The 22,632-nt window shown below is 48.7% G+C and carries 24 protein-coding genes and 1 riboswitch; all 24 genes read left to right on the top strand.

What is annotated here, in order from left to right:
* Window positions 1-44: 44 nt before the first annotated feature.
* Window positions 45-1,148, top strand: a complete 1,104-nt coding sequence (locus AR543_RS22900; protein WP_060536561.1) for an L-threonylcarbamoyladenylate synthase — start codon at window positions 45-47, stop codon at window positions 1,146-1,148.
* A 108-nt stretch (window positions 1,149-1,256) separates the two neighbouring features.
* Entirely contained in the window at window positions 1,257-1,850 is a 594-nt protein-coding gene (locus AR543_RS22895; RefSeq protein WP_060536560.1) for a low molecular weight protein arginine phosphatase, read from the top strand.
* A gap of 67 nt (window positions 1,851-1,917) precedes the next feature.
* Window positions 1,918-2,001: riboswitch (ZMP/ZTP riboswitch) on the top strand.
* 254 nt (window positions 2,002-2,255) lie between these two features.
* The gene (locus AR543_RS22890; protein WP_060536559.1) at window positions 2,256-2,846 is read left to right on the top strand and encodes a TIGR01440 family protein; all 591 of its coding nucleotides are present in this window, start codon (window positions 2,256-2,258) and stop codon (window positions 2,844-2,846) included.
* An 83-nt stretch (window positions 2,847-2,929) separates the two neighbouring features.
* The gene (locus AR543_RS22885; RefSeq protein WP_060536558.1) at window positions 2,930-4,180 is read left to right on the top strand and encodes a serine hydroxymethyltransferase; all 1,251 of its coding nucleotides are present in this window, start codon (window positions 2,930-2,932) and stop codon (window positions 4,178-4,180) included.
* Window positions 4,181-4,690: 510 nt separating this feature from the next.
* On the top strand, window positions 4,691-5,320 hold the full coding sequence (upp, locus tag AR543_RS22880; RefSeq protein ID WP_017810980.1) for a uracil phosphoribosyltransferase: 630 nt from the start codon (window positions 4,691-4,693) through the stop codon (window positions 5,318-5,320).
* A 20-nt stretch (window positions 5,321-5,340) separates the two neighbouring features.
* Window positions 5,341-6,513: a non-hydrolyzing UDP-N-acetylglucosamine 2-epimerase gene (gene wecB, locus AR543_RS22875; RefSeq protein WP_060536557.1), complete on the top strand. Its 1,173-nt coding sequence runs from the start codon at window positions 5,341-5,343 to the stop codon at window positions 6,511-6,513.
* Window positions 6,514-6,679: 166 nt separating this feature from the next.
* A complete protein-coding gene (locus AR543_RS22870; protein ID WP_060536556.1) occupies window positions 6,680-6,925 on the top strand; it encodes an AtpZ/AtpI family protein in 246 nt (81 codons plus the stop codon).
* Window positions 6,918-7,331: an ATP synthase subunit I gene (locus tag AR543_RS22865; protein WP_060536555.1), complete on the top strand. Its 414-nt coding sequence runs from the start codon at window positions 6,918-6,920 to the stop codon at window positions 7,329-7,331. The genes AR543_RS22870 and AR543_RS22865 overlap by 8 nt, the downstream gene beginning before the upstream one ends.
* The gene (gene atpB / locus AR543_RS22860; protein WP_060536554.1) at window positions 7,324-8,115 is read left to right on the top strand and encodes a F0F1 ATP synthase subunit A; all 792 of its coding nucleotides are present in this window, start codon (window positions 7,324-7,326) and stop codon (window positions 8,113-8,115) included. Before AR543_RS22865 ends, atpB begins: the two co-directional genes overlap by 8 nt.
* Window positions 8,116-8,263: 148 nt before the next feature.
* On the top strand, window positions 8,264-8,488 hold the full coding sequence (atpE, locus tag AR543_RS22855; RefSeq protein WP_017810975.1) for a F0F1 ATP synthase subunit C: 225 nt from the start codon (window positions 8,264-8,266) through the stop codon (window positions 8,486-8,488).
* 113 nt (window positions 8,489-8,601) lie between these two features.
* Window positions 8,602-9,087 carry a F0F1 ATP synthase subunit B gene (atpF, locus tag AR543_RS22850; protein WP_046212839.1) on the top strand — a complete coding sequence of 162 codons (486 nt, stop codon included), beginning with the start codon at window positions 8,602-8,604 and terminating at the stop codon, window positions 9,085-9,087.
* The gene (locus AR543_RS22845) at window positions 9,084-9,629 is read left to right on the top strand and encodes a F0F1 ATP synthase subunit delta (protein WP_060536553.1); all 546 of its coding nucleotides are present in this window, start codon (window positions 9,084-9,086) and stop codon (window positions 9,627-9,629) included. The genes atpF and AR543_RS22845 overlap by 4 nt, the downstream gene beginning before the upstream one ends.
* Before the next feature lie 18 nt (window positions 9,630-9,647).
* Window positions 9,648-11,159: a F0F1 ATP synthase subunit alpha gene (gene atpA / locus AR543_RS22840; protein WP_060536552.1), complete on the top strand. Its 1,512-nt coding sequence runs from the start codon at window positions 9,648-9,650 to the stop codon at window positions 11,157-11,159.
* 196 nt (window positions 11,160-11,355) lie between these two features.
* Entirely contained in the window at window positions 11,356-12,225 is an 870-nt protein-coding gene (gene atpG / locus AR543_RS22835) for an ATP synthase F1 subunit gamma (RefSeq protein ID WP_060536551.1), read from the top strand.
* 93 nt (window positions 12,226-12,318) lie between these two features.
* On the top strand, window positions 12,319-13,719 hold the full coding sequence (gene atpD, locus AR543_RS22830) for a F0F1 ATP synthase subunit beta (protein ID WP_060536550.1): 1,401 nt from the start codon (window positions 12,319-12,321) through the stop codon (window positions 13,717-13,719).
* A gap of 33 nt (window positions 13,720-13,752) precedes the next feature.
* Entirely contained in the window at window positions 13,753-14,166 is a 414-nt protein-coding gene (locus tag AR543_RS22825; protein ID WP_060536549.1) for a F0F1 ATP synthase subunit epsilon, read from the top strand.
* 390 nt (window positions 14,167-14,556) lie between these two features.
* Window positions 14,557-14,805, top strand: coding sequence for a DUF1146 family protein (locus AR543_RS22820; protein WP_046212845.1), 249 nt, complete (start codon window positions 14,557-14,559; stop codon window positions 14,803-14,805).
* Between the two features lie 300 nt (window positions 14,806-15,105).
* Window positions 15,106-16,467 carry a UDP-N-acetylglucosamine 1-carboxyvinyltransferase gene (murA, locus tag AR543_RS22815; RefSeq protein WP_060536548.1) on the top strand — a complete coding sequence of 454 codons (1,362 nt, stop codon included), beginning with the start codon at window positions 15,106-15,108 and terminating at the stop codon, window positions 16,465-16,467.
* A gap of 348 nt (window positions 16,468-16,815) precedes the next feature.
* Window positions 16,816-17,814, top strand: a complete 999-nt coding sequence (gene mreB / locus AR543_RS22810; RefSeq protein ID WP_060536547.1) for a rod shape-determining protein MreB — start codon at window positions 16,816-16,818, stop codon at window positions 17,812-17,814.
* Between the two features lie 97 nt (window positions 17,815-17,911).
* Window positions 17,912-18,793 carry a flagellar hook-basal body protein gene (locus AR543_RS22805; RefSeq protein WP_060536546.1) on the top strand — a complete coding sequence of 294 codons (882 nt, stop codon included), beginning with the start codon at window positions 17,912-17,914 and terminating at the stop codon, window positions 18,791-18,793.
* Window positions 18,794-18,828: 35 nt separating this feature from the next.
* A complete protein-coding gene (locus AR543_RS22800; protein ID WP_060536545.1) occupies window positions 18,829-19,686 on the top strand; it encodes a flagellar hook-basal body protein in 858 nt (285 codons plus the stop codon).
* Complete coding sequence (locus tag AR543_RS24120) at window positions 19,679-19,978, top strand: DNA-directed RNA polymerase subunit beta (RefSeq protein ID WP_145953942.1); 300 nt, start codon at window positions 19,679-19,681, stop codon at window positions 19,976-19,978. Before AR543_RS22800 ends, AR543_RS24120 begins: the two co-directional genes overlap by 8 nt.
* Before the next feature lie 228 nt (window positions 19,979-20,206).
* Window positions 20,207-20,644, top strand: coding sequence for a 3-hydroxyacyl-ACP dehydratase FabZ (gene fabZ / locus AR543_RS22790; protein ID WP_060536544.1), 438 nt, complete (start codon window positions 20,207-20,209; stop codon window positions 20,642-20,644).
* Window positions 20,645-20,711: 67 nt separating this feature from the next.
* Entirely contained in the window at window positions 20,712-22,427 is a 1,716-nt protein-coding gene (locus AR543_RS22785) for a phospho-sugar mutase (RefSeq protein ID WP_060536543.1), read from the top strand.
* The last annotated feature ends 205 nt before the right edge of the window (window positions 22,428-22,632 follow it).

The following is a 22,632-nucleotide window of genomic DNA, read 5'->3' as shown; positions in this document are numbered from 1 at the left end:
CAGACAAAATTGGAATGGTACAGAAAACAGGGAGGCAGTACAAGATGAACGATTGGACGGAGAAAGGTTCTTCTCCATCTTCTGCAGATCAGCCGGTGCAAATCTGGGATGCGCAGCAGATAGAGAAGGCTGAACACGATATCGTAGAGGCCGGCGAGATTCTGAGACAGGGTGGTATTGTCGCTTTTCCTACAGAAACGGTATATGGATTGGGTGCAGATGCAGGCAATTCGTCAGCAGTAGAGGCTGTATTTGCTGCCAAAGGAAGACCTTCCGACAATCCTCTTATCGTGCATATTTCGCAGTTGGAGCAGCTAGATCATCTGGTGCAGCAAGTCAAACCGGTGGAACGCAGGCTGATGGAGCAATTCTGGCCGGGACCGCTGACGCTTGTTATGCCGGTCAAGCCGGAAGCGGTATCTCCCTATGTCACAGCCGGCCTGGATACGGTAGGAGTACGGATGCCGGATCATCCGGTTGCACTGCGTCTAATTACAGCCGCTGGCTGTCCACTGGCTGCGCCGAGTGCCAATCGTTCCGGTCGTCCTAGCCCGACTACGGCAGCGCATGTAGCTGAAGATTTGTCTTCCCGTATTCAGGGAATTGTCGATGGAGGCAGCGCAGGCGTAGGTGTCGAGTCAACCGTTATTCAGGTGCAGGAGGATGGAACGGTGATGATTCTGAGACCGGGCGGCATTACAGAAGACCAGCTGCTGACAGTAGCTCCAGCTGTCATGATCGATCCGGGTCTGTCCGGTGTGTCAGCAGATACGACGCCGCGTGCACCAGGCATGAAGTACGCTCATTATGCGCCACGTGGCAGTATGACAATCGTGCGTAGTGAGGACGCCGAAGCGGTTCGCTATTATATCAAAGAACAGCTCCATCAGGCAGCGCAGCGCGGAGAACAAACAGGCGTACTGGTATTTGATGAAGATCAGGATGATTATGGATCAGCTCTGCATTTGTCACTGGGCAGTCGATCCACGCCGGAGGTAGCTGCCAGTCGACTGTATGCCTGTCTGCGCACACTGGATGCCCATAATATAACCTTTATACTGGCTACCGGTTGTGCAGAGACAGGAGTAGGCATGGCGGTTATGAATCGTTTATCCAAAGCCGCCGGCGGCCAAGTAGTGAATATTTGATTATTTAATCCGGCAGCCTGCCGGTTCGAGTGAATGACGGCATGTCTTTTGCTATAATAAAGGTTAAGCATGACAATGATCTCAATCCATTGAACGGAGGTGCATGGTATGCATCGTATTTTATTTGTATGTACCGGTAATACCTGCCGCAGTCCCATGGCAGAGGCATTTATGCGAAAGCTGGCGCAGGAACGCGGAATACCGGTGGAAGTTCGTTCGGCAGGAGTAGCGGCGGTAGATGGCATGTCTGTATCCCGTCATGCCGAGGCTGTACTGAAAGATCATCAGATTTATGATCGTCTGACTTCTTCTTCCCTGACACGCGATACCATCGACTGGGCAGATCTGGTATTAACGCTGACCGGCAGCCACAAGCAGCATGTGCTGAGTCGTTTTCCAATCGCCGCAGGCAAAGTATATACGCTCAAGGAATATGTGGAAAATGATACCCATGTGCTGTCTGATCTGGAAGAACTGGATAGCCTGTATGCTTCACTGGAAATACGCCGTGCACTCGGAGAAGAAATCGATTCTGCCGAGTACGAGCGTCTGATCGAGATTCAGCAGCGCATACCGGGCTTTGATATTGTAGACCCTTATGGAGGCAGCCGGGATGATTATGAAGTAGCGGCAGCCGATATCCGTGCAGCCCTCGACAAGCTGCTGGATAAGCTGGAAGCCTATCGTCCTCGTGAATCCTGATAATTTAATTTTATCGCAGGAACGTGTTGATTTTATAAAAAACATGTCTTATGATGTAAGCACAAGACAGACCCGGTGTAACTGGCGACAAGAGTGGAACCTGACCACGATGGAGCACTGGGATATACGGCCGGTCGCCTGGGCAAAGAGCAGATACATCATGCATTCGCATGTGTATCATGCTCTTTTTTTGGTCTTAAGGGGCCTGGCAGCGGTATTTATACATAAGTGAACTGCCTGTCAGGGTAGGGAATAGATCTATAGCAGCCTGTTCCTGCCTAATTTGTAGGTAATGTCGCCGTAGCTCTCCTGCCTGCGCTATAATAATGAGGCAAAGTAACAGCTGAATCATGTCGGTGCTGATGAACATTGTGATAATGGCACAAAGGAGGCAGGAGAATAATAATGGCTGATCAGGAAAAGATGGCATCTATTCGCCGCGATGCTGCAGCGATTACCCGTGAAGTGGCAGAAGCCGCCAAGCTGGGACCTCACCAGCTGCTGGTGATCGGTGCCAGTACAAGCGAAATTGCCGGCCAGCATATCGGCACGTCCGGAACGCTGGATATTGCGCAAGAGCTGGTAGAAGGAATACGGGAAGTACAGGCGGAAATGGGATTTCAATTGGCTTTTCAGTGCTGCGAGCATCTGAATCGTGCACTGGTGGTGGAGCGTTCTACTCTGGAGCGGTACAACTTGACAGAAGTAGCAGCTGTACCTATTCCCAAAGCAGGTGGTTCGATGGCGGCTTATGTGTACCAGACCATGGCAGATCCTTGCCTGGCCGAGACGATCGAAGCCCATGCCGGGATAGATATCGGCGAGACATTGATTGGCATGCATTTGCGTCGTGTAGCAGTTCCTTACCGTCCCGCAATCCGTTATATCGGTGAAGCCCGCGTGAATGCAGCCCGCATTCGTCCAAAACTTATCGGCGGAGAACGTGCCGTATACGCACCGCTGCCAAAGGCTGAGGGGGAACATGCGACTGAATGATGGAGAATCAACAACTATATGTTTACACGCAGCCTGTCTGCGATTAGTTTGAATAAATAATGACCTACAGGGGGAATTGACGAATGATGGAGCAATTGAGAAACAGTGATCCGGCAGTACTGGAAGCAATGGGATTGGAACTGAAGCGTCAGCGTACCAATATCGAACTGATCGCCTCCGAGAACATTGTAAGTGAAGCGGTTATGGAAGCGATGGGCTCCGTACTGACCAACAAATATGCAGAAGGTTATCCAGGCAAACGTTACTACGGCGGCTGTGAGCATGTGGATATCGTCGAAAACATTGCCCGTGACCGTGCCAAGGAACTGTTTGGTGCCGAGCATGTCAACGTACAGCCGCACTCCGGTGCACAAGCCAATATGGCGGTCTACCTGGCAGCGCTGAAGCCGGGCGATACCGTACTCGGTATGAACCTCGCTCATGGCGGACATCTGACACACGGCAGCCCGGTCAACGCATCCGGATTGCTGTATAACTTTGTTGCCTATGGCGTACGTGAAGACAACTTCCTGATCGATTACGATGAAGTTCGTAAAACAGCATTCAAGCATCGCCCCCGTCTGATCGTAGCTGGCGCGAGTGCTTACCCGCGCACGATTGACTTTGAAGCACTGGCTTCTATTGCCAATGATGTAGGTGCACTGTTTATGGTCGATATGGCTCATATTGCCGGTCTCGTAGCAGCAGGCGAGCATCCAAGTCCGGTGCCGCATGCCCATTTCGTAACAACAACGACTCACAAAACACTGCGCGGACCACGCGGCGGTATGATCATCTGTCGTCAGCCATGGGCAGCAGCAATAGACAAAGCCGTATTCCCGGGCTCCCAAGGTGGACCATTGATGCATGTTATTGCATCCAAAGCAGTAGCTTTCGGTGAAGCCCTACAGCCTTCATTCAAAACCTATGCACAACATGTAGTCAAAAATGCCAAAGTACTCGCGCAGACGCTGGTGGATGAAGGATTGACGATCGTATCCGGCGGTACGGATAACCATCTGATGCTGGTAGATACCCGCAATATCAATATCACCGGTAAAGAAGCAGAACACGTACTTGATGCGGTAGGCATTACTACCAACAAAAACGCGATTCCTTTCGATCCAACCAGCCCGTTTGTAACGAGCGGTATCCGTCTGGGTACGCCGGCAGCTACTTCGCGCGGTATGGATGAAGCGGCCATGGAACAGATCGGCAAAATCATCGCCATGACCCTCAAGGCTCCAAAAGACGAGGCTGTTCTGGCGCAAGCGAGCAAACTGGTAGCTGAACTGACAGACCGTTTCCCGCTGTACGAGCAGGTTAAATACTAAAATAGTTTGAATACCAAAAGGAATATAGCCTTTTCAGCAGATACGTTTGTTATATAAATACCATTCAATTATCGCTGATATGTAATTATATTCTTATGAAAAACAAGCTGCTACAGGATAGAAGCATAGCCTGTTATTTGGCAAAATGATGCAAACCGGCGAGGGAGGTTCCCTTTGCCGGTTTTTGTATACTTTTCCAGTAAATTTTTTTGAAAAAATTAAAATAATTTACCCCATTCAAGCCATTTACCTTTATAATAATAAGGACTGGGTGAAAACAGGATGATTCCGCTTATATTTGGAAAATGTAAGCGTTATACTACAGGATTCGAGAATTGCGTGAAATCAGTAGAGTTGCGGATGAAATTGCCCTGAGGTAATGATATAATAGACAAGATTTACGGGAAAAAGCATTTTCCCCGTCCTTACCCTTATGACATGTCATGTGACTACATACGGATACGCAGGACTTACCTATTGTTATTATTGAACATACCGGAGGGACTAACCATGGCAAAACTGGTGATATGCGATCACCCTTTAATTCAGCACAAACTCACGTTCATTCGTGACGTTAACACCAATACCAAAGAATTCCGTGAACTCGTTGATGAAGTGGCTACCTTGATGGCTTACGAAATTACACGTGATATTCCGCTGGAATCCATTCCTGTGGAGACGCCTGTCGTTAAGACAGAAGGCAAAGTAATCTCCGGACGCATGCTCGGATTGATTCCGATTTTGCGTGCAGGTCTGGGTATGCTCGATGGCGTCCTGAAGCTGCTTCCTGCAGCCAAGGTAGGGCATGTCGGATTGTTCCGTGATCCGGACACCATGCAGCCAGTAGAATATTATGTGAAGCTTCCGACAGATGTACAGGAACGCGAATTGATCGTGATCGATCCGATGCTGGCAACTGGCGGCTCGGCGATTGCAGCGATTGATGTACTCAAAAAACGCGGCTGCACCCAGATCAAAATGATGAATCTGATTGCTGCTCCTGAGGGTGTAAAAGCTGTACACGATGTGCATCCTGACGTTGATATTTATGTGGCGGCACTGGATGATCATCTGAATGATCACGGCTATATTGTCCCTGGTCTCGGCGATGCCGGCGACCGTCTGTACGGAACTAAGTAAAGCGAGGTATGACCATAATTATGAAAAAGATCAAAGTAATGACTATTTTTGGCGTGCGTCCGGAAGCGATCAAAATGGCTCCGCTCATCCTGGAGCTTCAGCAGCATCCTGAGCATATCGAATCCATTGTCTGCGTTACCGCCCAGCATCGTCAAATGCTGGATCAGGTTCTGGAAGTATTCAATATTACTCCCGACTATGATCTGGACGTTATGAAAGACCGTCAGACGCTGAATGAAATTTCGATTCGCGTTCTGGGAGGACTGGAGCCTGTACTTCGTGAAGCCCAGCCGGATATCGTTCTGGTTCACGGCGACACACTAACTACATTCCTCGCGAGCTATGCCGCATTTATGCAGCAGATCAGTGTAGGACACGTAGAAGCGGGTCTTCGTACATGGAACAAGATGTCTCCATACCCTGAGGAAATGAACCGTCAGCTGACCGGCGTGCTGGCCGATCTTCATTTTTCTCCAACCGAATGGTCTGCAGGGAATCTGTACAAAGAAAATAAGCTTGCGTCAAGCGTGTATATCACAGGCAACACGGTTACCGATGTGTTTCAATATACAGTACAGCCTGATTATCACCATCCCGTACTGGAATGGGCAGCAGGCAAGCGGCTTATATTGATGACTGCACATCGCCGTGAATCTCAGGGCGAGCCGCATCGCAATATTTTCCGGGCAGTCAAGCGTATTGCCGACGAGTTCGAAGATATCGCGATTGTCTATCCGGTTCATCCGAGTCCGGCCGTTAAGGAACCGGCTCACGAGATTCTGGGCAATCATCCGCGTATTCAGCTGATTGACCCGCTGGATGTAGTGGATCTGCATAACTTCTATCCGCATACCCACCTGATTCTGACTGATTCCGGCGGATTGCAGGAAGAAGCACCTTCATTCGGGGTACCGGTACTTGTACTGCGTGATACCACAGAGCGTCCGGAAGGCATCGAAGCCGGCACACTGGAACTGGTAGGTACGGATGAAGAGAAGATCTACGAGCGTGCGCAGGCGCTGCTGACAGATCAGGAATTGTATGATTCCATGAGCAAAGCAGCGAATCCGTATGGAGATGGTCAGGCATCCAAGCGGATTGTCAACGCAATTTTGCATCATTATGGCGTTTTGGAAGAGCGTCCTGAAGAATTTCACACAACGTTCAAAAAAGGGCCTACAGCAGTCTTGTGAAATGACGGATTACAGTATACAGTTGTACTGTAAGGTAGGTGTGATAAACCGCACAGCTATGAGGTTCTTTCGTTAGAACTTCGCGTTAATGCGATGAAGCAGATGGTTTGACAAAGACTTTGCCAATTCAGTACAATGAACTGGGATTCTGAAGGGTGAACACACTATGACACAGGAACCGCAAAGCAATAAACCTGATTCATCGCCGTGGAAGGCTGTCGGTCTTGTCAGTGCAATCGGGGTGGATCTTGCCCTGTGTACGCTAGCCGGATTCTGGTTTGGTTCCTGGCTGGATGGAATGTGGAATCATTCGGGACTTGGCATCGGTCTGGGAGTGCTGGCGGGGCTGGTTGCAGGTATGGTCAGTATCGTCATCATTATCCAGAAAATAACGGGGGAAAGAAATGACTGAAATACCAGGTTACATATATTGGCTGACCCGGACCACCTTTATTTTTTGGGCCATTTGTCTGCTCGTAGTTGCGCTTTTACCGGATTATCGTCCTATTGCCTTTGGATTGATTGCAGGCTCTGCAGTCAGTTACGTGAACACCAAGTATCTGGCTCGCAAAGTACGTCTGATTACGGAAGCAGCAGCAAACGGAGAAAAGAAAAAGAGGGGACTCGGGTTCTCTCAGCGTGCAGCTGTGTCGGTAGCAGCTGTGATCCTTGCTGTGAAATTTCCACAATGGTTTGAAATGTACGCTCTGGCAGGAAGCCTCGTATTTGCGCCGTTCGCGCTAATCGTTATCGGTTTTGTTCTTTCTCGCCATACAGAGCGTAACTCCGCTAATGAAAGGGGTGAGAAAAATGCATGAATCACCGATTATAAACGTGGGGTTTGACATTGATTTATCGGTTGTGATTATGCTGATCGTAACTTGTGCCATCGTATTCATTCTGGCCAAGATGTCGATCCGTAATCTCTCTGTCGAGAATCCAAGCAAGCTGCAGAACTTTATGGAATGGGTCGTTGATTTCGTTCAGGGACTGATTACCAGCACCATGGATTACAAAAAAGGAAGACCTTTCCTTTCACTCGGTATTACGCTGATTATGTTTATCTTTGTCGGCAATATGCTGGGACTGCCATTCGGTCTGGTATTCGATTATACCAATGCAGCAAGTGCAACATTCTTCGGACATCCTTTGACTCCGGTTGTAGAAGGTCTGGCGAATGGAAGTCATGGCGTGGAGATCGCATGGTGGAAATCACCAACTGCGGATGCCGCTGCGGCAATGGGACTGGCGCTGATCGTGTTCGTACTCGTTCACTATCTGGGTATCGTCAGAAATCCGAAGCACTATTTTGCTCATTATTTCAAACCGTTCTTCTTCTTCTTCCCTATCAATGTCATCGAGCAGTTGTCCAAACTGCTGACGCATGGTATGCGTCTATTCGGTAACATTTTTGCGGGTGAAGTACTGATTGCTGTCCTGCTCAAAATGTCTGCTGTCTGGTACGGCGCTATCGCGTCGGTTATCGGTCTGGTGGTATGGCAGGGTTTCAGTATATTCGTTGGTACGATCCAGGCCTTTGTATTTACAATTCTGGCTATGGTGTACATATCACAGTCGCTCGAGACGGATGAAGATCATTAATTCTTTATCGGCAACAACAGGCTCATTTGAATAGCCTGCGTTCTGTTTCTGGAGGCAATCGGTTTCAAGGTTCGGAAGTGGGTTACCCTTCATACCGGGCTCAATATACATTCAATCACTTATATATCTCTAAGGAGGATTTTTTCACATGGGAGCATTAGCATTTATCGCAGCGGCAATCGCTGTAGGTCTGGGCGCATTGGGCGCAGGTATTGGTAACGGTCTGATCGTAAGTAAAACAGTTGAGGGTGTTGCTCGCCAACCGGAAGCAAAATCCACGCTGCAAACGCTTATGTTTATCGGTGTAGGTCTGGTAGAGGCACTGCCAATCATCGGTGTGGTACTGGCATTCATTTTCTACTCTCAAGCATAAGAAATATACAAATCACTTGGCGGGGAAGGCCACAGCCATCCGCGCCTTCTTTTTAGCGTACAGGATGTAACGGATGATTATTGAAGCAGAAGTTAGGGAAGGAGTGAGCTGAATTGCATTTCGTATGGAGCAGTTTTGTATTTACTATTATTGCGTTTTTGATCCTATACTGGTTGTTGAACCGCTACGCGTTCGGTCCGTTGTTTTCGGTTATGGAAAAACGTCGTGAGCTGATCAAGCAGCAAATGGATGAAGCAGCTCAGACACGCCAGCAGGCGACTCAATATGTAGAAGAACAAAAAGCAGCTTTGCAGCAGGCTCGTAAAGATGCTCAGGATATTATCGAGCAGGCTCGCCAGACGAGCAACAGCCAGACAGAACAGCTGCTGAATCAAGCCAAAGAAGAATCCATGCGTCTCAAAGATGAGGCTGCACGCGATATCGAGAACGAGAAAAACAAAGCCGTGGCTGCACTTCGCAGTGAGATCGGTGCTGTCTCTGTACAAATTGCTTCTAAAGTGCTGCAAAAAGAAGTCGATGCCAATGCGCAGGAACAACTGGTGGATAACTACCTGAAAGACGTAGGGATCAGACAATGAGCCGGGACTCGGTAGTATCTTCCCGCTACGCCAGAGCACTTTTTGAAGCAGCGTCCGATCAGGGGCGTGTAGAAGAGACAGGACAGGAACTGAAAGCGGTCGTTGAGGCTTTTGAAATGGATAGCGAGATGCGCAACTTTATCGCTACGCCGAATATATCTCTGAAGGATAAGGAAAATGTACTGAAAAATGTACTTTCCGGCAAAGTATCCGATGTACTGCTGAGCACGGTTTTGCTGCTGATTGAACGCGGCAGACAGGACGTGTTCAGCGAGCTGCTGACCAGCTACACAGCGATTGTCAGCCGCACACTGAATGTAGCAGATGCTGTAGTGTATACGCCTTATCCGCTGAATGAACAGGAACAAGCCGAAGTGGCTGCCACTTTCGGACAGATATCAGGCAAGCGCCTGAAGGTTGTGAATGTTATTGACGAGAAGCTGATCGGCGGACTCAAAGTCGTGATCGGTGACACTCTGTATGACGGAAGCATCTCGGGCAAGCTTGAACGTTTGGAAAAGTCTTTTCAAAGACAAGCATAAGAGACAGGAGGGACTGACTTGAGTATCAGACCTGAAGAAATCAGTACATTGATTAAAAGTCAAATCGAGCAATACAAAAACGATATTGAAGTCGTTGAAGTCGGTACCGTTATCCAGGTAAGCGACGGTATTGCCCGTATATATGGTTTGCAAAACGTTATGGCCGGCGAATTGCTTGAGTTCTCCAATGGAGTAATGGGTATGGCCCAGAACCTCGAAGCCAACAATGTCGGTGCGATTATCCTGGGTGAGTACACGAATATTCGTGAAGGCGATCAGGTAAAACGTACTGGCCGCATCATGCAGGTTCCTGTAGGCGAAGCGATGCTGGGTCGTGTTGTTAATGCACTGGGTCAACCGGTGGATGGCAAAGGACCGATCGCTGCTACAGAATACCGTCCCATCGAGAGTGCTGCACCGGGTGTTATCGACCGTAAATCGGTTCATGAGCCTATGCAGACAGGTATCAAAGCGATCGATGCTATGGTTCCTATCGGCCGTGGACAACGGGAATTGATCATCGGTGACCGTCAGACCGGTAAAACGGCTATCGCCATTGATGCGATCATTAACCAAAAAGGTCAAGGCGTAAAATGTATTTATGTAGCAATCGGACAAAAGCAATCCACGGTAGCACAGGTTGTTGAGACACTGCGTCGTCATGGTGCACTGGATTACACGGTTGTTGTTACAGCATCCGCTTCCGAGCCTTCTCCACTGCTGTATATCGCTCCATACGCAGGCTGCGCAATGGGCGAATACTTTATGTACAAAGGCGAACATGCCCTGATCATCTATGATGATCTGTCCAAACAGGCTGCAGCTTATCGTGAACTTTCCTTGCTGCTTCGCCGTCCACCGGGTCGTGAGGCATTCCCTGGTGACGTCTTCTACCTGCATTCCCGTTTGCTGGAACGTGCAGCCAAACTGAGTGATGCAAGAGGCGGCGGTTCCCTGACAGCTCTGCCATTTATCGAGACTCAGGCATCTGACGTATCCGCTTATATCCCAACCAACGTAATCTCGATTACCGACGGTCAGATCTTCCTGGAGTCCGAACTGTTCTATGCAGGTCAGCGTCCAGCGATCAACGTTGGTATCTCGGTATCCCGTGTAGGTGGTTCCGCACAGATCAAAGCGATGAAAAAAGTCGCAGGTACACTGCGTCTGGATCTGGCTCAATATCGTGAGCTTCAGGCATTTGCCCAGTTCGGTTCCGATCTGGATAAATCAACGCTTTCCCGTCTGAACCGTGGTGCGCGCATGATGGAAATCCTGAAACAGGGTGTCAACCAGCCGCTGCTTGTTGAACAACAGGTAGTGAGTCTGTATACTGCTGTCAAAGGTCATCTGGATGATATTCCGGTCAATGATGTACGTCGTTTTGAAGCAGAATTCCTCGCATTCATGGCGAGCAACCACAATGCTATTTTGCAATCGATCCGCGATACCAAAGATATTACGGCAGATAACGAAAAAGCACTGGTTGATGCGATCAATACATTTAAAAAAGGCTTTGCTACCAGCTAAGCCGCTAATCGTTCATCCGAACATATAAATTATTGTTTTCCTTTATAAGAGCCATTACTGTTCATGAGGAGACTGTATAGTCTGATCCATGAACAGTAACGGTATCTGCAGGTGCGGTGAGTATTCGTGCTCACCGGTTGTCCTGCTCCAAATCTCATACTTTGAAGTGGATTCAAGGTCAAGGTGGTGAAATCATATGGCTAAAGGTATGCGTGAGATTAAACGGCAGATCAAGAGTGTACAGAACACCCGTCAGATCACCAAAGCGATGGAGATGGTTGCTGCCTCCAAACTGCGCAAAGCCCAGGAGAAAGCACAGGCGGCACGCCCGTATTCCGACAAGCTGCGTGAAGTGGTAACAAGTATCGCTTCGGGCACCAAAGGGATTCATCATCCGATGCTGGACACCCGTCCTGTCAAAAGAGTGGCTTACCTGGTCGTTACTTCCGATCGTGGACTCGCTGGTGGTTACAATGCCAACGTGCTTCGTCACGTTTCTGCTGAAATACGCAAACGTCATACGTCGGCAGACCAGTATGAATTATTCGTAATTGGTCGTAAAGGACGCGATTATTTCCGTCGTCGCAGTATGCCAATCACTGAAGTGGTAGCAGAACTGTCTGATTTCCCGACCTATGCGGATATCAAGACACTCGCACAGGCTGCTGTACAGGGATATGAAGAAGGACGCTATGATGAGCTTCACTTATGTTATAACCAGTTCGTGAACCCGTTAACTCAGATTCCGACGCTGACACGTCTGCTGCCAATGGACGCTATGGAGGCTGCTGATCAAGGCAGTGTCAAAGCCAGCTATGAATACGAGCCTTCCGCTGAGGATGTACTCGCCGTTCTGCTGCCAAGATATGCACAGACACTTATCTACAACGCTCTTCTTGAAGGCAAGGCAAGTGAGCAGGGCGCACGTATGACAGCAATGGGCAGTGCAACCAAAAATGCTTCCCAGCTGATTGGCGACCTCAAACTGGTCTACAACCGTGCACGTCAGGCTGCCATTACACAGGAAATTACGGAAATCGTAGCAGGCGCCAGCGCACAAAACTGATCGGTCTACACATAAAGAACGGTTATGAACGGCAATAGGCAATCACATAAACCAATTGTTTTATACAGCAAGTCAGTAGGAGGGAAAACGATAATGAACAAAGGACGTGTAGTAAGTATCACGGGTCCGGTTGTAGACGTTGAGTTTGAACGTGGTCAACTTCCGGAAATTCTGCATGCGCTCAAAGTCGAGAGTACACTGGATAATGGTACGGTTATCGACCTGACGCTTGAAGTATCCAATCACCTGGGCGATAATCTGGTCCGTTGTATTGCGATGTCTTCCACAGATGGTCTGGTTCGCGGTCTGGATGTAATCAATCTGGGCGGTCCAATCTCTGTACCTGTAGGTAATGTTACTTTGGGTCGTGTATTTAACGTACTCGGTAACCCAATCGACGAAGCGGGCGATGTTGTCGCTGAAGTCAAAAACCCGATTCACCGCGAAGCACCTAAATTTGACGAATTGTCCACACAGGCAGAAATGCTGGAGACCGGGATCAAGGTTATCGACCTTCTCGCTCCTTATGCCAAAGGTGGTAAAATCGGTCTGTTCGGTGGTGCCGGTGTAGGTAAAACCGTAACGATCCAGGAATTGATCAACAACATCGCCCAGGAGCATGGCGGTATCTCCGTATTCTCCGGTGTCGGCGAGCGTACTCGTGAAGGTAATGACCTGTATCACGAGATGAGAGATTCCGGCGTTATCAACAAAACAGCCATGGTATTCGGACAAATGAACGAGCCTCCAGGCGCACGTCTGCGCGTTGCACTGACAGGTCTGACGATGGCCGAGTATTTCCGTGATGTAGAAGGTAAAGACGTACTTCTGTTCATCGATAATATCTTCCGCTTTACTCAAGCGGGTTCCGAAGTATCCGCCCTGCTCGGACGTATGCCGTCTGCGGTAGGTTACCAGCCAACCCTGGCAACCGAGATGGGTCAGCTGCAAGAGCGTATCACTTCCACCAAAAAAGGATCGGTTACATCCATCCAGGCGATTTATGTACCTGCGGATGACTATACGGATCCAGCGCCAGCAACGACGTTTGCCCACTTGGATGCAACGACGAACCTGGAGCGTAAAATCTCCGAGATGGGTATTTTCCCTGCGGTAGATCCGCTGGCTTCCAGCTCCCGTATCCTGACTCCTGAAGTTGTAGGCGAAGAGCATTACAACGTAGCACAGGGCGTACAACGCATTCTGGCTCGCTACCAGGAACTGCAGGATATCATCGCGATCCTGGGTATGGACGAGCTGAGCGAGGAAGACAAGCTGACAGTAGCACGCGCGCGTAAGATCCAGCGCTTCCTGTCCCAGCCTTTCCACGTTGCAGAGCAATTTACCGGTATCAAAGGATGTTATGTACCTGTAAAAGAAACAGTGCGCAGCTTTAAAGAAATTCTGGACGGTAAGCATGATGATCTTCCGGAAGCAGCATTCCTCTTTGTAGGCACAATTGAAGAGGCAGTGGAAAAAGCGAAAACACTGTAAGCAGATGCCTGCAAAACGTGAGGAGGGATGAAAGTGAGCACGTTTTTACTGGAGATCGTTACACCTGAACGTCTGGTGTTTTCCGAACAGGTAGACCGACTGAAAGCGACCGGAATTGACGGAGAGCTGGGTATTCTGGCTGGTCATATTCCAATGGTTACACCACTCAAAGTCGCTCCACTGGCTTTCCAGGCTGGCAAGCAGCGTACAACCTACGCTATCCAGGGCGGATTCCTCGAAGTCCGCGCAGATAAAGTAGTTGTACTGGCAGACAGTGCCGAGAAAGCAAACGATATTGACGTGGATCGTGCACGTGCTGCCAAAGAGCGTGCCGAGCGTCGTCTGAACAATCGTTCACAGGATCACACCGATTTCCGTCGTGCAGAGCTTGCTCTGCAGCGGGCGATGAACCGGCTTAAGGTATCATCATCGGGTGAAAATAGATAAACGTATGCAGCCGGTCCGTCTACAGCGGTCCGGCTCTTTACGTTAAGCAGCTTATTCCGAGTGACTAACCATGACTATCAGCGAGACCTGATCCTTACGTAGGCATACGAGGATTTCTATGACAGAATCAGCTTTAAAAGCTGATTTTTCATAGTGATGTCAGGTATTTCGACCTATATAAATAGAACGTCTAATGCTGTAAATTTATGCATGTTATGAGAAAAAATCAGCCCCAGTGCTGGTTATTTTCTGTAAATACACGATTATGTCAATAAAACGGTGATTTTTGTAAATTTGGGACTAGATTCTTTGGGTAAGGGCAAGTATTATAGAATAGTCCGTATTAAGGCTGATTGCTAAGTAATCTTTGTAAGGAGGGCAAGAGCTGAAATGAATACAGTAGATGCGGGAGCCGCTGTCGGCGCAAACGGTTTGCTATCCATCTTCATCTCGCTTCTTTGCATCGGTCTTTCATTTTGGGCACTGCAAAATCTAAAGCTGGACCTGCTGATCCGTTATCCCAAGAGTGCTGCCGGTAAGTTGCTTCAATTGCTGCTGGCCATTGTGCTTGGGCATTTCGTATCTGCCTTTTTGCTCGACTATATCCGGTGGACACAGTCTCTGCGATTTATGTTTTGAATGTAAAGAGGATGGTTATAAGTGTTTTAGACTTATTTCATGATGTATCGCATTGAAGGATGCGAATTCAAAAGCGCAACATTGTACCTCTCTATGTTGAGACGACCGCAGGATAATCAACTACTATACCAAATATTAAAAACCAAAATTTATGCAATAGGGCATTATAAATCTGAGCGAATAGATCATACATTAATGGCACAGTCATCATGAACCATCATGTCTCCGCCATGTTCCTGTACTATTCATTCCTTAACTTATTATGCCGGATAAGCAAAATGACGCGCGGAGGGAACCCTAATGAGCAAATTTATCGTCCGCGGTGGCAAGCGATTGACAGGAAATGTCAAGGTTAGCGGAGCAAAGAATTCTGTTCTACCAATTATTGCTGCCTCACTGCTGGGAGAAAAAGGTGCAAGTATTATTCACGAAGCACCATCCCTAGACGATGTAATGACGATTAACAAAGTATTGGAATCGCTTGGAGCGGTGGTTACATACCAGGATGAGACGATTCATGTGGATGCACAGGAATTGTCCTCATGCGAAGCGCCTTACGAATTGGTAAGCAAAATGCGTGCCTCTTTTCTGGTAATGGGCCCACTTTTGACTCGTATGGGTCGTACCCGCATTTCTTTACCTGGAGGATGCGCAATTGGCACACGTCCAATTGACCAGCATCTCAAAGGTTTTGAAGCGATGGGTGCCGAGATTAATCTGGGACAAGGCTACATTGAAGCCAAATGCGAAGGCAGACTTCGCGGAACCAAGATTTATCTCGATGTAGCAAGTGTTGGCGCAACCGAGAATATTATGATGGCTGCGACGCTGGCTGAAGGTATCACTACAATCGAGAACGCGGCAAAAGAACCCGAGATCGTAGATCTGGCCAATTTCCTGAATGGAATGGGTGCAAAAGTTCGTGGAGCCGGTACTGGTGTTATTCGGATTGAAGGGGTAGAGAAACTTCAAGGGACCGAGCATACTGTTATTCCGGATCGTATTGAAGCAGGTACCTATATGGTAGCAGCTGCTATTACTGGCGGTAATGTCTACGTGGAAGGCGCAATCGCCGACCATCTGGGCCCTGTTATTGCGAAAATGGAAGAAATGGGCGTTGAAATCATTCCTGATGAGAACGGGGTACAGGTTATTGCCAACCAGCCTCTTCGCGCAGTTGATGTAAAAACATTGCCTTATCCGGGTTTCCCAACCGATATGCAGGCTCAAATGATGGCACTTATGCTGGGCTCCGAAGGAACCAGCGTGATTACCGAGACTGTATTTGAGAACCGCTTTATGCATGTCGATGAGTTTAACCTGATGAACGCAGGTATCCGTATCGAAGGCAGAACTTCGATCGTTACGGGAGGCGCAAGCCTGGTTGGTGCCAAAGTGTGTGCAACTGACCTTCGTGCCGGTGCAGCGTTAATTTGTGCGGGTCTGATTGCAGAGGGAACAACCGAAGTTGGTGGTACCCACCATATCGACCGTGGTTATGTACATTTGGCCGAGAAGCTGTCCGGTCTGGGTGCCGATATCTGGCGTCTGGAAGATAGCGAAGCCAAAACTTCCACATCAGAAGAACAGACTGCTTCCTTTGCTGAAAAAGCAAAACAGGCTGGCGCTTCACTGCTGAGCGTGCAACCAACAGGCGTCTAAACCGTTTGTAAATATCCAGTCGTTCTGTTTTTCGCAAGAAGACAGAAGAGGCTGAATAGATAACACAGAGAGCCAGACCTTTCGAGGTCTGGCTTTTTGTTTGGTTACATGAATGTCATATTCGCCAAATAACGAACAATAGCGTTGAATACACCTGGTAAGTATGCTAATTTTAATAAAGATTGACCGTGATAAGAGTTTGACGATCTGAGCATTTGGACGAAATGCGAATTCTACTATAGATAGTAACGTTCCCGGGATGCAGACAGCTGTATTGGTGAATTCGCCCAGACGGTGTGGTGATAAGAGACTCTTTTACCGGAAATACAACTTTTGGAGGCTCTTGACATGTTTAGCAAGGATATCGGAATTGATCTGGGTACGGCGAACGTACTGATTCATGTAAAAGGAAGAGGAGTTGTACTCAACGAACCTTCCGTAGTTACCCTGGAGACGGATACCAAGCGTGTTCTCGCAGTAGGTGAAGAAGCACGCCGCATGATTGGACGTACCCCCGAGAATATTGTGGCGATTCGCCCGTTGCGTGATGGCGTTATCGCTGATTTTGAAGTGACCGAGTTGATGCTCAAGTATTTTATAAACAAAGTGGGTGCGCGTAACTGGTACAGCCATCCACGTATTCTGATTTGTGCTCCAACCAATATTACATCCGTAGAGCAAAAATCAATCCGTGAAGCTGCAGAACGCAGCGGAGCCAAAGAGGTATTTCTGGAAGCAGAGCCAAAGGCAGCTGCAATCGGCGCCGGCATGAATATCTATGAGCCAAGTGGTAATATGGTTATTGATATCGGTGGTGGTACCAGTGATATCGCTGTACTGTCCCTTGGAGATATTGTAACGTCCTCTTCCCTCAAAGTAGCAGGAGACAAATTCGACGACGCGATTATGCGCCACATCAAAAACGAATACAAGCTGCTGATCGGTGAACGTACAGCAGAAGATATTAAAATCAATATCGCCACTGTACGTCCGGGCGGCATACAGCGCGAGATGGATATTCGCGGCCGTGATATGGTAACCGGTCTGCCGAAGACGGTTACGATTACAGCGAATGAAGTACAGGCTGCGCTGTCAGATACGATTCTCTCGATCGTAGCATCGGCCAAAGTAGTTCTGGAACAGACACCACCGGAACTGTCTGCCGATATTATCGATCGCGGAGTGATTTTGACAGGCGGCGGTGCACTGCTGGATGGTCTGGAAGATCTGTTTTCCCAGGAGCTTCATGTTCCGGTACTCGTGGCAGAAGATCCGATGCACTGTGTCGTCAAAGGAACTGGAATTATGTTAAATAATTTGGATAAAGTCTCTAAAAAAAAGTTCTGACCCGACCGATATAAAACATATAATGCATAAATGACGGTGTTTTTATCCATACAGCTATACATGGGTTAGATTCAGAACGTGAGAGGAGTATCCGGAAATGTTAAGAGGTCTTTATACTGCTGCTTCTGGTATGATTACTCAACAGCGTCGCCATGACACGGTGACTCAGAATATTGCGAATATCAATACCCCCGGCTACAAACAGGTAGAAAGCATAGAGCGGTCTTTCCCTGAAATGCTGATTTCCCTGACAGACGGGGACCAGGGCGCAACGAATCGTAACATTGGCCGCCTGAATACAGGTGTGCTGGCCGAAGAAAGTATCTCCATGAACGTACAGGGTGATGTTCGTCAGACCAATTCACTGGATGACTTCGCTCTGGTATCGGAGATTAATCTGGCAGATCCGGCCACCGGACAAAATATTCCTTTCGATGCTTCCGGTAAATATGTAGCAGACAATGGTACAGTAACCTATCGTCCACAGGCTTTCTTCGCTGTAACCGGCAAAGATGGCGAGACAGGCTACACACGTGATGGTAATTTCCAACTGAATGGTGCAGGCAACCTGCTTACGTCTACAGGTAACCAGGTGCTGGGTGCCAACGGCAACCCGGTCACACTGCAAGGTTCCATGGAAGACTACAATGTAGATTCCCGTGGTGTGATTACAGCGAGAGATACAGGCGGCGAAGTAGGCCGTATCGGTATTACCGTCGTTACACAGCCCGGCCAGATGTCCCGCAGCGGCGACGGATTGTTCCGTATTGCCAATGCTCAGGCAGCTGGTGCAAGAGCACTTGAAGCAGGCGACAATGTAGAAGTGCGTCAGGGTTACCTGGAAGGTTCCACAGTAGATGCGGCAGCTTCCATGGTCGATCTGACTGCAGCGATGCGCGCTTATGAAGCCAACCAAAAAGTTGTACAATTCTACGACAAGAGTCTTGAGAAAACCGTCAACGAAATCGGACGTGTATAATAGAGCAGAACAGATGGTAATAAAGGAGGCCAATAATGAATAACTCCATGATCAGCGCAATGGTGGCAATGAGCGGTATCCAGCAAAAGCTGGGTGTAGTATCGGATAATATTGCGAATGCCGATACAGTAGGCTACAAAGGCAAGCAGGCGACGTTTGAGGATGTATTTACCACCGTCAAGCAGCAGCCGGGTGCTGCCTCACAGCTGCCGGGTCGTGTGACCGCTCCGGGTTATAATATTGGATTCGGTGCCCGTATGGGTGACGTAACCATGGACATGACCCAGGGTGCGCTGAAGAGTACCCAGAATCCGACCGATCTGGCGATTCAGGGAGACGGTATGTTTGCAGTAAGCGTAGACGGACAGCAGGGCTGGACACGTGAAGGATCTTTTCACTATGTTCCTGTAGCCAATGATCCCAAAAGTGCTTATATGGCAACCGAGCAGGGCTACCTGCTGCTGGGAGACGATGGACAGCCGTTAAAAGTACCTGCCAAAACACAGATTGATATCGATGCCAAAGGGGTTGTCCGTTCGACGGATGGCCAAGGAAAAGTAACCGTAGTAGGTACGCGTACGGTTGATCCCAACACTGGCAAAGAAACTATTGTTCCGCGCCGTATTCAGGTGGACCGTATTACCCATCCGGAAGGTCTGCAGCAAATGGACGGTAATCTGTTCGTTCTGCCGGCCAACCAGAACCGTGCTAGCGTAATCGGACCGATGTCGGCAGCTACCGAAGTTCGTCAGGGCTTCTTGGAAGCATCCAACGTTGATCTGAGCACGGAAATGACGGAAATGATGACAGTACAACGCGCTTATCAGCTGGCAGCGCGTGCCCTTTCGTCCAGTGACCAAATGATGAACCTGACCAATACACTCCGTGGCTAGTCGTCGCTCTGCTATTCAGGAAGCAGCTAAGACTCAAAAAGCAGCTCCCAACAAAAAGCTCACCCGAAGACCGGCTGCTCCTGAACCAAAAGAACGGGAGAAGAAGCCAGCCCCTTCTTCCCGTTCAGCGGGAACCCGTACCATGCGTATCGTACTGACCATTGTCGGCTTTGTGGTAGCGATTCTGCTCGGTATGATTGTAGGTTACGCGCTGCTGGGGCATAAAAGTATTGCGGATATATTGTACCCCGAGACATGGGCTCATATTTTCCAGCTGATCTTTGCCCCTTAAAAGAATATCCGATTATATCAAACCAACTCCTGCCTTGGCAGGAGTTTTATTTTTTATGCCGAAACCGTTATAATGATGTGGATGCTTAAAATGGCTGAAAATTGCTTACATATGATATGGGAGTATAAATGGATATATCATACTGGCAGCAAATGAAATATGCCCAAAGATATATTCCATTATATGGATTGAGAATCTATAATGATGGAAAATGAGAGGAGACTGTCTATGTATAATGTACAAGAAATTCAGGAAATTATTCCGCACCGCCCTCCTTTTCTGCTGGTAGACCGCATTTTGGAGCTGGAAGAAGGCAAGCGCGCTGTTGGAATCAAGAATGTGACGATCAACGAACCATTTTTCGCCGGTCATTTCCCGGGCTATCCGGTAATGCCAGGAGTACTGATCGTTGAAGCGCTGGCTCAGGTAGGTGCAGCTGCTATTCTGAAGGTAGAAGCGAATCGCAGCAAACTGGCGATGTTTGCCGGTATCGACAATGTGCGCTTCCGTGGCCAGGTAGTTCCGGGAGATACCCTGCATCTGGAAGTAGAGATTACCCGCATGAAGGCGTCGATCGGCAAGGGACGTGCTGTAGCTACTGTAGACGGCAATGTAGTCGCCGAAGGCGAGATTATGTTTGCCCTGACCAATCGGGATAATGCCTGAGCAGCAGGATAAATAAAACAATATTGGATTTGGGAAAATACATTCGAGTGGAGAAAGGAAGGATATAATGACAACCCTTAGTGAACAGGCACAACGCAATTTGGATCAATGGCTGAATGATACAACAATCGATGCAAAAACCAAAGAGGAACTGCAAAGCTTGGATGGACAGGTACAGGAACTGGAAGACCGTTTTTACCGCGATCTGGAATTCGGTACAGGTGGTCTGCGCGGCGTAATCGGAGCGGGCAGCAACCGTATGAACTCCTACACGGTAGGCCGAGCGACACAGGGACTGGCGGAATACATTCTGTCTGTACATAAAGGAACGGAAAAGCCTTCCGTTGTTATTGCCCATGATTCCCGTCATTTCTCTCCCGAGTTCTCTCTGGAAGCTGCACTCGTACTGGCAGGTAACGGCATCGTAACCAAGCTGTTTCCGTCACTGCGTGCTACTCCGGAATTGTCTTTTGCCGTGCGTCATCTGAACGCTACAGCAGGTATCGTCATTACAGCGAGCCACAACCCACCGGAATACAATGGTTACAAAGTATACAATGCGAGCGGCGGCCAGCTGGTTCCGCATGAAGCAGAACAAGTTATCAGCAATATTCGCGAGATCGCTTCATTTGCCGATATTAAGCGCATAAGCCGTGAAGAAGCAGAAAGTCAGGGCATGCTCGTATGGCTGGGCAGCGAAGAGGATGAAGCTTTCCTGGATACTGTTACATCCATCAGCGTGAATCGCGAACTGCTGCAAGGAGAAGCTGGCAAAAACCTGAAGATCGTCTACACACCTTTGCATGGTACAGGCTACCGTCCGGTGCGTGAGGGTCTGCAGCGTCTGGGCTTTACCAATGTCTCTATCGTAGAGCAGCAGCAGGAGCCGGATGGCAATTTCAGCACAGTGAAATCTCCAAACCCGGAAGAGCGCGAAGCTTTTACACTGGCTATCGAACTGGGTGAAAAAGTAGGCGCCGATATTCTGATCGGTACAGACCCGGATAGTGACCGCATGGGTGCAGTTGTCAAAGATCCTTCCGGTAAATACTTTGTACTGACAGGCAACCAGTCCGGTGCGATTATGATTCATTACTATCTGAGCCAGCTGCAGGAGCAGGGTAAACTGCCTTCCAACGGCGCAGTAGTCAAAACAATCGTAACCAGCGAAATGGGCGCGGCGATTGCCGAGCACTACGGCGCGACCGTATACAACACACTGACCGGTTTCAAATATATCGGTGAAAAAATGAACCAGTTCGAAGAGTCGGGAGAGCATACTTTCCTGTTCGGTTATGAAGAAAGCTATGGCTATCTGGCCGGCAACTACGCACGCGACAAAGATGCGGTTGTAGCTGCACTGCTGATCAGTGAAGCGGCTGCCTACTACAAGCAGCAGGGCAAAACATTGTATGATGTATTGCAGGAGTTGTATGAGCAGTTTGGTTACTTCCAGGAGAGTCTGGAATCCCGCACACTCAAAGGTAAAGACGGCGTCGCTCAGATCCAGGGTATTATGGAGAGCTGGCGTACCGACAGCCCTTCCGAGATCAACGGTGTTCAGGTTACGGAAGCGCTGGACTATTCCAAAGGCCTGAACGGATTGCCAAAAGAAAACGTACTGAAATTCATGCTGGCAGATGGCTCATGGTTCTGCCTGCGTCCATCCGGTACAGAGCCAAAAATCAAAGTATACTTTGCAGTACGCGGAGATTCCCAGGCCGATTCCGAAGCACGCATGAATACACTTAAGCAGGCTGTAATGAGTCGCGTAGACGGCTAATAGCCAGTAAGGCTTGATTTTATGGCGAATTCTTGTTTGAAATGGCATTTTCCTATGAAATTATAGTAGGACTCTGTTACCGTACAGTATATAATAAAGCAGATGAATGAAGGGGTTCCGCTGCCAGGCTCTATCTGGACAGCGGAACCATTCGTTATGTTTGGCCCCTGACTGTCAGCAGGACGGAGACGAATGTAACGATCTT

This window comes from Paenibacillus bovis (assembly GCF_001421015.2).
Classification (GTDB): Bacteria; Bacillota; Bacilli; order Paenibacillales; family Paenibacillaceae; genus Saccharibacillus; species Saccharibacillus bovis.
The sequence above is the reverse complement of the archived record's forward strand: the minus strand, read 5'-3'. Positions and strand labels throughout refer to the sequence as shown.